This window comes from Ectothiorhodospira sp. 9100 (genome assembly GCF_022227565.1).
Taxonomy (GTDB): domain Bacteria; phylum Pseudomonadota; class Gammaproteobacteria; order Ectothiorhodospirales; family Ectothiorhodospiraceae; genus Ectothiorhodospira; species Ectothiorhodospira marina.
The window spans coordinates 1-11,835 of record NZ_JAJNAN010000066.1; the positions used below are offsets into that span (position 1 = coordinate 1).

Annotated in this window: 11 protein-coding genes; 3 read left to right on the forward strand and 8 right to left on the reverse strand. The window is 57.6% G+C overall.

Translation table 11 applies throughout. The features are described 5' to 3' along the window. Positions 1–104: Arm DNA-binding domain-containing protein (locus tag LPW29_RS13955; protein ID WP_338018707.1), on the reverse strand; the 104-nt coding region annotated here is incomplete at its 3' end. Next, positions 82–318: a hypothetical protein gene (locus tag LPW29_RS13960; protein WP_238628511.1), complete on the reverse strand. Its 237-nt coding sequence runs from the start codon at positions 316–318 to the stop codon at positions 82–84. The genes LPW29_RS13960 and LPW29_RS13955, both read right to left, overlap by 23 nt. 151 nt (positions 319–469) lie before the next feature. Between LPW29_RS13960 and LPW29_RS13965 the strand changes: the two genes are divergently transcribed. The 3 genes from LPW29_RS13965 (at position 470) to LPW29_RS13975 (ending at position 3,754) form a co-directional block, all read left to right on the forward strand. Further along, entirely contained in the window at positions 470–670 is a 201-nt protein-coding gene (locus LPW29_RS13965) for a helix-turn-helix domain-containing protein (RefSeq protein ID WP_238628512.1), read from the forward strand. Positions 671–1,383: 713 nt separating this feature from the next. Further along, positions 1,384–2,061 (forward strand): hypothetical protein, encoded by a 678-nt coding sequence (locus tag LPW29_RS13970; protein WP_238628513.1) that lies wholly within the window; start codon positions 1,384–1,386, stop codon positions 2,059–2,061. 1 nt (position 2,062) lies between these two features. Further along, the gene (locus LPW29_RS13975; protein WP_238628514.1) at positions 2,063–3,754 is read left to right on the forward strand and encodes a hypothetical protein; all 1,692 of its coding nucleotides are present in this window, start codon (positions 2,063–2,065) and stop codon (positions 3,752–3,754) included. On the opposite strand, the gene LPW29_RS13980 is transcribed toward LPW29_RS13975, so the two are convergent. The 6 genes from LPW29_RS13980 to LPW29_RS14005 form a co-directional block, all read right to left on the reverse strand. Beyond that, on the reverse strand, positions 3,740–4,207 hold the full coding sequence (locus LPW29_RS13980; RefSeq protein WP_255705808.1) for a very short patch repair endonuclease: 468 nt from the start codon (positions 4,205–4,207) through the stop codon (positions 3,740–3,742). The genes LPW29_RS13975 and LPW29_RS13980 overlap by 15 nt on opposite strands. Positions 4,208–4,210: 3 nt before the next feature. Beyond that, on the reverse strand, positions 4,211–5,989 hold the full coding sequence (locus tag LPW29_RS13985; RefSeq protein ID WP_238628515.1) for an AIPR family protein: 1,779 nt from the start codon (positions 5,987–5,989) through the stop codon (positions 4,211–4,213). After that, complete coding sequence (locus tag LPW29_RS13990) at positions 5,986–6,996, reverse strand: PD-(D/E)XK motif protein (RefSeq protein ID WP_238628516.1); 1,011 nt, start codon at positions 6,994–6,996, stop codon at positions 5,986–5,988. Before LPW29_RS13990 ends, LPW29_RS13985 begins: the two co-directional genes overlap by 4 nt. After that, on the reverse strand, positions 6,980–9,859 hold the full coding sequence (locus LPW29_RS13995) for a Z1 domain-containing protein (protein ID WP_238628517.1): 2,880 nt from the start codon (positions 9,857–9,859) through the stop codon (positions 6,980–6,982). The genes LPW29_RS13990 and LPW29_RS13995 overlap by 17 nt, the downstream gene beginning before the upstream one ends. After that, on the reverse strand, positions 9,856–11,388 hold the full coding sequence (locus LPW29_RS14000) for an ATP-binding protein (protein WP_338018706.1): 1,533 nt from the start codon (positions 11,386–11,388) through the stop codon (positions 9,856–9,858). Before LPW29_RS14000 ends, LPW29_RS13995 begins: the two co-directional genes overlap by 4 nt. Next, the coding region (locus tag LPW29_RS14005) for a sigma-70 family RNA polymerase sigma factor (protein ID WP_238628519.1) at positions 11,385–11,835 on the reverse strand (451 nt) is incomplete at its 5' end. The genes LPW29_RS14000 and LPW29_RS14005, both read right to left, overlap by 4 nt.

Below are 11,835 nucleotides of genomic sequence, written 5' to 3' on the forward strand. Positions count from 1 at the left end.
AGGGCCGTCTGCTCCCTGCAACGCTCCCCTCGGTAGCGGAAATCCATGAACAGCTTCCCCGTCTGGGGACGCACACGCACGCTACCCATTGCACACGCCCCCATTTGCCATCGGCAACGAGAACCCCTCGCTGCGGGAATGCTTGACCATGTCCCGCTCGATGGTCTCCCAGACATAGAGCGTCTTGCGACCGCCGAAAGGCCGCACGTAATGCACGCCCTCCAGCAGCACCGAGTCCTTCAGCCGCTCCCTGATGGTGCGGGGGTCGTACTTGATGCGTTCGGCCAGCTCGGCCGTGGTGAGGTATTCCTGTGACATCGAAGCTCTCCTATTGGTAAGATAAGCGCCTGAAGAGCAAGAAGCCCCTGGAAAGGGTCTTTTTGATCTCCTGGAGAGCAATATAGCGCCGAATAGAACCTCCTGCAAGTTTTTTTTACCTGCAGGAGATCAATTTGTTTTTGGAGGGGTCGTGATCAAGTGCAACCTGTCCCGCCTGATGGGCGAGCGGAAGCTGAAAATCTCGGATGTCGCCCGCGATACGGGCATCAATCGCGGGACGATTACGCGGCTCTACCAGGAGACCGCCACACGGGTGGACCTGGAGGTGGTGGACGCGCTATGCCGGTACTTTGCCTGCGAGGTGGGGGACCTCTTCGAGTACCGAACGTGAGAATGGGCCGGAGCCCCGAGTAGCTTGAGGGGTGAGGCCCTGGACACTTGGATGGCGAGGATCCCCCAGCCATCGCTGGCAGGTTATCGACGCCTTGCATTGGGCGGCAGGCAACAGGGAAATACGGATCAAAATGGGCCCTGGGTTCCCGCCCACCACACCCACGCCACGACGCCTCATGGACTACCTGTCTTGATCGCCGCGCCTGCCCTCCTCGACGAACATCACCCCATCTGAAGCACGAGGCACGCCTCAGACCGCGCCCGCAATCCCACATAACCACCACATTCCGTGTCTCCTATCCCTGGGGTTTGCCACCTCCGCGCGCTGGAGCATTAACTCCCAGTCTCGACACAAGCAGTTCCTCGCCCTCCAAACCGTCGCCCTGACGGGCTCTCCTTCCCAGCGCCCGCGCCAGGGTCTGTACTGGCGCGATCTTCGCTAACCTTTTAACCCAATAATCTCCCCACATTTAGCGCAAATATACAGCGCAATTTTGTGGGGACGTCTTGATCGCTCGCCGCTATCCTTGTCAACAGTTTTCGTGGTGTGTGCGAGGCAGCGCGCAGTCGGCGGTCGCGCGAGTAACACCGACAGGGTGGGCGGATGCAATACCTTCATCCGTGACCACTCCCCGAACGCGGGGTTAGGCGTGACAGCCCGGAGAGACGGGCCCATCACCAGGATGCACTCACGAGCTGGAGGCCTTACCCATGCAGACCATTACCCGGGTTTTCCATGATGTAGCAAAATTGAAGCGCGACGACATCTTTGCGGATCAGGCCCTCACGCCGATAACCGCGTTGGATGATGCTCGGACGCCAGCACCCGGCTGGGTTGGCCCCTCCTACCACCCTGGCGGCATCGTCTTCATTGGGGTCAATCCTGGTGGAGGTGGTGATGCTTACCGTAGAAACCCCACCGATAACCTTCTGTACGAAAAACTCCGTGCCTTCCGAGACGCCTCTCCATCATCGGTGAGCTCCGCATTCGAGGAAGTCAACAAAGCCTGGATGTCAATACAGAAAACCCATTCCATCTGGCGCGTCATCAACGCAGCACTTCAAGCTGCCAGAGTGGATGTGAACACAGTATCCTTCATTAACATGCTTCCTTTCCGAACCAGGGAAGACAAATTACCTGATGTCTCAACAATGGAGAGAGCCTGGCAGCTTGCAGCCCGAAAACAGATCCAGGCATTACAGCCGGGCGCGGTCGTTTGCCTTGGCTATAAGGCGACTCATGCCTTGGAGCGTTTCGGTCGTCATGACCATCTTCCACGGACTTTCTCTCTCAAGCGGGCAAGGGGTGACACGCGCATAACTGAAGAAGCCCGGCAAGTGCTTGCTGAGTTTCGCGACTGGTCTGAGTCCCGCCATCATGGAGACTAATATGGCAAAGGTCATCACACTACCCAATAATCGAAGCCAAAACAGGACTCACCAGCGCGGCCGAAAAGAACCAGACGATACCAAAACCCTGGGTGAAAAACACGCGGGAAATAGAGACCAAATACTCGTAAAGCTCGAAGAATTAAAAGAGCGACATGGAGAGACCTACGGACGCTGGAGACTCAATAAGCGGGACCGTAATGACAGGGTTTTCCTTATTCAGATCGCACGAAACCTTTCGTCGATATTGGACTGGCTGCCGCGCGGCAAGCGGGGCGTCGTGCTTGAAAAAACCAAGTCTGAAGGCTCAGCCAGAACGGGTGATGCCAACAAATATGTCACACGTGTCACAGTGAAGGATCCCGCAGGTGATCCGGAAGTTTTAGTAAAACCATTAACGCCCGCAGTATCCAAATATATCGCCATAGCAAAAGCGGCGGGGGATGTCCTCAAGCACGCCCCCGGAAGCACAAAAGGACCAAACGACTGCCTCAAGAGACTCTTTCGTGGCACCTACCTTGAAAAACCCTGGCATGAGTCACCCACCAAGGTACCAATCTGGGCGGATCATTTGGCAGAAATGCTGTCTGGCGTCTGCAAAATGGTGGCCGAGGGACATAACGTGGGCCACCTTTTCGACAAAATGACTGACGCGAATATTTTTGCAACGGACAATGGGAAGAATCCTGAGTTCAAGATCAGCGATTGGCTATCGGAAACTTTCGACAAACATAGCTTGCATTACTATGAACCAATTGATGGACATCTTCCACTATTAGAAAGCACGGAACAAGGACTGCCCTTGGCCGGATTACCCATTTTTGCCCCACGGACATTACTTTTTGTTGAAACACACGACATAGGCCTAACTTCATTAGAGCGTGTTCAAACTTCGAGCATCGGAGACTGCGAGACCTCATGCTTACATAACATCACCGATGGCCGCCTGACGATGCGGCTCGAAACGTGGATTGGTATAGCGCCAGTAGCGACTGGCCACGATGAGCCTTGCGATACCGTTCATGTCTTCATGCTCAAACCCTCACTGACATTGCAGCTGGAAGGATATACTTATACGGTGGGACGATTAGGCGCGACAAATCACTCGCTCCACATCGAAGCATCATGGAGTAATGACAGTGCCGGCACATGGAAAACGACGGACCAAGATGCTCGCACCATCAGGAATCTGGAAGAACACTTCATCTACTGGTTCGATCTCTATGGCCGAAGCCCAATATGCTTGGGTTGGGATGACGAATTCAAATTCACATGCGACGTGGATAGCGGCCTTTGGTGGGCCAGCATCATCAACGGAGAAAATGTCGTACGCATTCTTGATAGACCAAGCCAACTTCCAACTTTTGATATACGCTTCCCCATGCCAGAAACCATATCGTGGCTGCATGAAATGGGAGATTTTTTATGCGCTTCGGCTGCACCATTAGATAAAGTCGAACTACGGCTCCCTCCGGCGGAGACCATCGCAAGAGATCTATGCCTAAACCTACTACAGCATGGTCTGAATAGCCACGTTACTGCAGATCTCGAAGGTGATGCCGTCCGTATTAGAGCCATTTTTGAAGACCTGGAAAACAAGGTTTGTGGAGCATTTCACCATGCGTCATCCAGGTTCTTCAAAGATTTGCAGGACTACGCAGACAGGAAGTCAGATCATTCAGAGGATTGTTGAGGTATTGATTGACCCAAGCTCCCCGGTGCGCTCCGATCCATTTATCCAGTGACCCAACAGATCGGGTAGCGCATCGCGGATGTGGGCAGAGCGTGTTGCGCACTCCCACACCACAAGCACCCTCCACCCGGCGGCCAAGAGGGCATACCGGTTATGGCAATCCCGCGAGACATTGGCCGACAGTTTCCGTTCCCAAAAGTCCCTTCGTGAAGTAGGCATCTTGGCGTAACGACAGCCTTCATGAACATGCCAGAAGCAGCCATGAACAAAGATGACAACCCCCCGCCCTGGCAAAACGATGTCCGGAGTACCCGGCAGATCCTTTCGATGCAGTCGAAAACGGAACCCCGCCCTGAAAAGGGCTTTGCGAACGATGATCTCGGGCTTCGTGTTCCTGGCCTGAATGCCGGACATCATCCTGCTTCGAGTCGCCTGGTTTACAACATCAGCCAAACCTTAACTCCGACGCGCTTCGGGCACGTCAACCGACGGCGGTGAGAAAGGGCGGGAGAACATGGCACTTTTGCACTCGGTACGCTTCGCCCACTCCGAGATCATCTTTCCATTGGCCGTATCATGCAGGCGCTCGTTGACCTCTCGCGCCCATATTTCCACCTGCTCGATGAATTGGGGTGACACCCCCTGTCTGAGCCAGACCTTCTCCAGATCAAAGTCCTCGCCGTAAGAGTCCGCGACCACAGCCACCGTGTAGGCTGTGACGTTCGCGAGAAAAGCAGAAACCAGGGGCCGCGAGGTCTTGTGGATGGCCTTGAAGATGATTGCCTTGGCTACCAATGCCTTGAAGAAGGCTGGATCAGGAACAACAGGCTTTCCGGCCGCTTCTGCCTCGCCGAGGGCGCTCATGAAACGATTGAAGCATTTCTGTGCGCCAAGCCCAACCACTTCAGGCTTGACATCCCAGGCCATGAGGTATTTTGCCAGATCCGTCTTCGTGATCTTACGTGCGGGAGGAATCGAGTTTTTCAGCGCACGACGTTTTGCCGGTGTATTACCCTCCCGCGCAAGAAGTGTGTTGTAGCTGCCCGCCGCCCGCTCATAAAACCAGCGTCCGATGCCGTCCGGACAGTATATGGATAGCGACAGGCGCTCGATATCGACATGGAAGGGCTTGTTCGCAGATAGGTCGGATTGGCGGACAGCGTTCTGCGAGTTGGCATAACGGGATATGTCCGAAACGAGGGCTTCCTCCTTTGTCGGATCTTCGTCCCTCATGACAATGATTTTCGCGGGCACCCGCACCTTGCCGAGGTCGGTATCCGGATACTTCTTCTTGGTGAAGTAGATCGAAGCAGTCGTCTGCCCGCCATTGACGATCTGCATCCCCCGTAGCCACGCAATGCCAGGCGAACCATCCTCGGCGCGGTCGAGCCTGATCTCGTCAGCGACCAGAACGATGCCATTGTTGAAGGCCATGAAGCGTTCCGGGAGCGAGCGCAGAGTACTCTGGATACCCGCATTGACCCCCTTGGCCCTCACACTAAGAAAGGAGCGAACATTGGCCTCCAGCAGCCGTGGGCCGAACTTTTCGTAGACGAAGCGCAGAGCCTCGCCCGGGATCGCGGTCAGGGCATAATCATACTCACCGTCCCGATCCGGTACGTAGACGCAAGGTAATGGTGAACCAGCCACCTCGTTGAAGTCCACAACAAGCTCATCCCGAGGTTTGCCTTCGGACAGATGCCGAAACAGACGTTCCATATCCATGACTTCAAGGCGCACGGATTTCCCACCAACCTCTCTGGGCTTGAAACTTTTTGACTTTACGACTCCATCAGTGAGCACGAAGACTCGCACCTGCTCCAGTTCATCGTAGATCTCCCGGATGGTGAGAGCGAGGGAATAGACGTCACTCGATGGATCGAGCTTGTTCGCCAGACGGCCTGCAGCACACTGCTCCAGGAAGCGCACACATTGCAGAGCTGCTGTCTTGGAATCTTGATCGGGTATAGCGACCAGTGACTCCACGCCTTTGTAGAGACTGACGAAAAGGTCAAGTTGATCGCACTCTTCAGAAATTGCGTAGCCACTCAGCCTGAGATTCGCATTCCCGATCTTTCCCTGGAAATGACATATAACGGGTTCAAATGTCATCCCGGCATCGACCAAGTGCTGCATCACCACCTCACAGAAGACGAGCTCTGCGAATGGCGAACCATCGCTCATCTGGGCCGCAATCTCAGCCCGGGTTTCGGCGAAAAAGTCCTCCAGGGTCATCCTGATGCTCCAAGCGCTTTTAGAGTGGAACCGAGGTCAGTAATGAACTCCCCGGCATGATCCAGATTGAGTTCGTAGAGAGTCCGTGTTATTCCGGCGGGCACGATGCCTGGCGTCAGGCGCGGAAAGCCGTCGGACACCGAGAGAACGCGGCTTTCCCTTGGTTCAAACCTTCGGGTGTAAAGCCTTGCATGTGTTTCGGTGTATCCCGCCACGAAAAGCCGCTCCCGCAGGAAACCCACAGCGCCCGGCTCCTGGGTGACTCGCCTCTCCATTTCGGCAACCATTTCGGGGAGTGTCTGACCACCACCCTCTCGTGAGAAGCGGCAAGCGGCAAGGAACAGGGGCGATGCCATGGAATCGTCCAGTTGCTCGAGGGAGCCGATTTTGACGAGGAACCCTGACGAGGACATGGTTGCCTTGACCTCGATGGCACCATCCCCGATCAGGAAATCGTGAGGTGCATCGTCTGGTCCGACCCACCCCCTGAGAACCTCTTCAATGGAGACACCCGAGTCCAGAAGGGCGGCCATGAAATTGAGTTCGCCCACGAGACCAAGCTCGGCCTCAGGGCCCAGTGGAGTGGAACCACGCGACATGAACTGTTGCCACATACGAATCCTTCGCAGCAAGGTTTCCATGATTGAGTCCTCACCCTCCCTCACAACAGCGTCCATTGCTCCCGCCACATCGCTGACCATCTCGGCGAAGAGTTCAGGGTTTCCAGACTCCTTGCGCGTCAGTGCGATCCAGGTTTTTCCATCCCCATATGGATCAGCCCGGACGACCTCGAACCCCTTTCCTTCAGGAAGGCGTTCAGAGGGCGCAAGGCTCACACCCTGGAATCCAGCCAGGAGGGCCTCCTCATTACCGGGAAATCTCCTCGCGGCCATGAGCCTGCAGGGGCCGGCAGGGGTGACGGGAATGCCGCGCCACCCCCCCGCCTCAACGCTGCATCCCGAAAGGGCCTGCCAGGCAGCCAGGAACTCGTCAATCGGTCGCGGCATACTCTGTTTCCCAGAGGAGATGATCCACCTCGTATTTGACCGTGGTCGTCGAACGGCTGGCGGGAAAGCTCGCCCCGAAGGCTATAACAGGCGGCCAGTCGGCGGGCGCCCATTCGGGGGGAAGTTCCGCCGCCCCCGGATCAATGGGATAAATCAGCAAGAGTCCACGTTCTGGAGCCCCTTGAACGCCATCGGCTCCAAGCCCGCGGACTCTCCTGATACTGGGACCACTGGGAGCCCTGGGAGGCTTCTTACCTGTATCTTCGGTCCTTCGAGCCGGATCCTTGGTCCAGGCGGAGATCGTCAGTTCCAGTGCAGCCTTCCAGGCATCCTCGTCGAGGTCGATCGACTCGTCCCTTGGGGACAGAAGGCGTCCGATGGAGTAGTGCTCGCTCCCTGGCTTCGCCTTACGGGCAATCATCCTTGCGATTTCATACTTCCCGCAGAAGGCATGCGAGGCTCCATCACCACCGCCAATAAGCGCCACAGTCCAGGAAGTGAGTTCGCCGCTGGCCGCCATGGCCTTTACGAAATCACCCAGCAGCGGGCTGTTGACCTTGCGGGCAGCGGGGTGGGTAAGATAGCCCATGAAAAAGTCGATCACGTGTTCGGCCGGCACATGCTCCCAGAGGAAACCGCTCCATTCCTGGGTCGCGCCGCCCCTGCTTCGGGAGATAATACCCGATTGGGATGGCACACCCGCCGACTCGAAAAGCCGCTCCGCTGCAATGAGATTCTTTTCGAGATTTTTCCGGTCGCGGTGGAAGGCCACAGTTTCGAGGATCTCGCCGCTGAACGATAACTGCAGGCTCCTCGCGCTGCGCATTTTCAGGGGAGAGGTCACCATGAGAACCGGATGGGACTGGACCTTCATGCCATAGTTCTCGGGCGTTGCCTTGATGGCCGCCATCGTATCGAACTCCTGGCGTAGCTCCTCGGCCGCATCGGCGATGTGCCCGAACCACTCGACCAGATCGGGGCTTGTGTAGAGACGGCAGAGATCCAGATATCCAGGACGATAGCCGAACCAGCGCCCCATCTGCATGAGCGTGTCATACATCTTCGTGGTCCTCACGAAGTAGCTGACGCAGAGACCTTCAAGCGTCAGTCCCCGGGCGAGTTTGTCGCCGCCCACGGCGATGACCTTGAGTCCGGTTTCCTCTCGATCGGCGTAATCGAGAACATCTCCGGCGGAACCATTGATCGCCCTCACGCTGAGATCCCCGAACACCTCTGGCAGGACGGCCTCGATCTCTCCCCACCGGGGAAGATCAAACTCGGCACCCGCCTCTTCCATGCTTGAAGCCACGGCAGCCGAGGTCGGCACGAAATCTTCCTCCCACAAGCGCCGCCATTCTCCCAGCAACTCATCACGTCCGAATCCGCGCTCCACACACTGGCGGAAACGCTTCACGATTTCTTCGACCTGACGCCGGACCTCCCCCTGAACGGCCGTGAAACGGGTCACGTGGATCAACATTGATGAGTGCCTGCGCCCCTGCCCGCGAACGATGCGGACAGCGCACGCCAGGACAAAGGCCGAGATCGCCTCCCTGAGGGAAGGCGGAATCTCGTCATGGCCATCGAACAGCGGGACATGGGCCTTGTTGTGCCGGGGGGGCATCCAGCCATCAAGCCCGGTCGAATCAGTCTGGTCTTCGACCTGACGCGTCAGGGGAAGACCACTGATCCTCTCATCCGTTGAACGCAGACCGAAGACACGCGCAGGGCCGATGTAATTGGACGGGGCAGAGATGTTGATGATGAAGGACTGCGGGAACAGGTCAGGCCCCTCATCCCTGGTCGCATTGCGTCGATGGATGAAGATATTGGCAAACGGGGTTGCCGTGTACCCGACATAGGCCTTGCGGGCAAATGAGTGGAGGATCTTCCGGATACGACTGTTGATGGCCTTGGGCTGGTGTTCATCGTCCGGAGTTCCGTCAGCGTTGAAATCCTGCTCCCCTGTATCAACGGAGGCATGGTCGGCCTCGTCGTCGATGAGCAGGAGAGGAAAACCTGAAACAAGCGGGCGTCCATCGGCATCCTTCGAGTCAGCAACGTGATTCCGGATCCATTTGAGAAGGCGGTCCAGCACCGTCTTGTTCTTCTTGACCACAAACAGCCAGGGACGCTGCTCCGGCGAGATGGCCAGATGCTTTGCTACCCTGGTATTGAAGTCCCCGTTATCAGACCGGTTTGTCGCGCAATTGGGGCGGATCTCGGCATCCCTGCCGCTCTCACCAACACCAATGTAGCGAACAACATCATTCTTCGCGGACGTCTCGTAGCCGAGGAAGCCTTCTTCAAGGCGGATCTGGGTCTGGGAGCGCAGGTTGTTGTGCAGACCGGCCAGCACGATGATGATCTTGTAGCCGGCATCGGCAGCCTTGCATATCAGGCCCGTATAGTTACCGGTCTTCCCCGACTGGACATGCCCGACAACAAGTCCTCTCCTGTCCCAGCGCCCTTCGCGCAGGGGATCCTCAAGTAGTTCCAGAATCTGGTTGGTGGCGTCATCAAGGGCTTCGACAGCCATGACGGGCATACTACCCTCCAGGTAGTCCCTATAGCGGTGCCAGTAGCGCCAGTCCTTCCTTCGGGCAGCAGTCAGCCAGTCCTTGTGACCCGTCTGATCGGACAGGATGGATGTACCACCGATCCAGATGCTGAAGCGCCTTATCAGTTCGGCAACGGCCTCTCCCCGGTCAAACCCCTCCCCCGGCGAGATCACGCTTGCTGCCACATCGACCTTCTCGGCGATGAGGTCTGGCGTCACCTCGCCCTTCTCCATGGCGTCGGCAAGAAGTGCCTGGGCAACACTCAGCACCCTCTGAAGGACCTTGCTCCGTTCTTCCATCATTCGTTACTCCCTTCATGGGACTCGGCGACGATCTCCGGTAGGGACGCAACGAGTCCGGGGTAATTCTGAAATGGCTCCGTGCAGGCCAGAGCCCTGATCGCCGCCTCCGGGCCCATGCCGCGCCGCCCAACCATGTCCTTGTACAAGGTCATGAGTACGGTTCTGACTCCGTCTGGCGCCATCTCTGGCTCCCCCACAAAACCGGTTGTCGGCGTGTCACGATGCTCGGCAGTGTCCAGCCATATCCGCTGCACCGGGACGGTCTCCTCGATGATGCGCAGCATCGCGCGAACGAGATCGGATCTGTCGCCGCAGGACTCCATGACGGCAGCCACGGCGGGATGTTGCTGGTCTATTCGATACCGGATGCCTCCGCGCAGTCGCTCGACCCTCCAGGCCTGTTCGACCGGCACTCCCCCCGCCCCCGGAGCAGGCGAGCCTCGATACGCGAAGACCTTGCGGGCCCTCTCCCTGGTATCCTCGGCAAGGGAAGACAGCCAGGATCGGACGAAGACCGGTGGCCGGGCAGTGGACTTCTTGACATCAATCTTCCAGTCAGCATCGGCGGTGTTCGGGATATCCAGCCTGATTCGGGCCAGACGGTGCGATTCCTCGCGGTTCCATGCCCTTCCCCGACCAAGACCGAGCCAGCCCCCGGCCAGTAGCAACCGGTGGTTACGGTAGACGTAGAAGCCTTGCTGTGTGTTCCAGCCATCAGGGCCACCGGCCATGTCGAAGTCCTGATCCGACAGCTTGTCCTTGTGGGGGAGTACGTGGCACTGAGCCTCGACCTCTCCGGACGGAGTACGGATTCTGGCGATGGGGGACTCCCATGGCTTGGCCGGATGGCCCATCATGAACGGATCCCAGGGCGCCACGGGCTTTCCGTTGATGACTAATTGAAAGCGCGGACGAGGTCCTTCCAGAAGGCGATGAAACACCATCTTCAGTCGGGCTTCCACATCGTCCACGAGGTCTGCGAAATCCTCGAGCTCATATCCCGGTGTGACAATCCGGTCCATGCGTTCCCAGAGCACGAGCGTCCCTGACGTCAAGCTTTCAAGAGGCTCCACGAATGGCTCGGATCCTGGGCTGGCTCCCTCGAACATTCGCCATCCGCCCTCGGGATCGGCAGCAATGGCATCCAGATCCCAGCGCAGACAGGAGATCCCCGCAGCCAGTGTTCTGGAGGCCACGGTAAGGCATCGGCACTGCGAGAATGATGCCGTCTTGAGGCCCATTCCGAAGCGTCCGAGATCCGAGGGCAAGCGTTCATCAAGCGGGTTGATCGAGCCGAGCGTCATGGCCGCCTCAAGCTCGGAATCGGTCATGCCCCGCCCATCATCCAGAACGGAGATTCTGCTACGCTCACCATCCCATTCAAAACCAACCCTTGCGAAGGAGGCACCGGCCGATATCGAATTATCGATGACATCCGCCAGAGCAGCCGCCGTCGTATATCCCAGGCCCCTCAGTGCCTCAAGCATTGCCCCGGCTCTGGGTGGCGCCTGTCGCGTTCTCCCTGTCATTTACGAAGACATCCCCCGTGCCCTTCAGAGCTCCTGGGTGAGCCACCCGTAGCAAGGCGCCGCGACCTTGAAGACCGTACCTTGAGCCGGTCTGCTCCCTGAGCCAGGGATTGTAGTGGAAGACCCTGACCCTCACCCATGAACGGCCCCAGGATGGCTTTTCTCGAATCATGCGAAAGCCATTTCAGCACCTTGGACTCGATCTGGCGAATGCGCTCGCGGGTGACGCTGAAGCGACTGCCGACCTCTTCGAGCGTCATCTCTTCCTGGCCGCCAAGCCCAAACCGCATGACGATCACCCCCCGGTGCCTGTCATCTAGATCTTCAAGCACTGCCAGCAACGTCTCCCGAAGTTCCTTCTTGTCAGCCGCGTTGGCCGGGTCCGCCGAATCAGGTGCAGCCAGGAAAAGCTCGGGCACGGAAGGCCACGCCTCATGTCCCATCTCA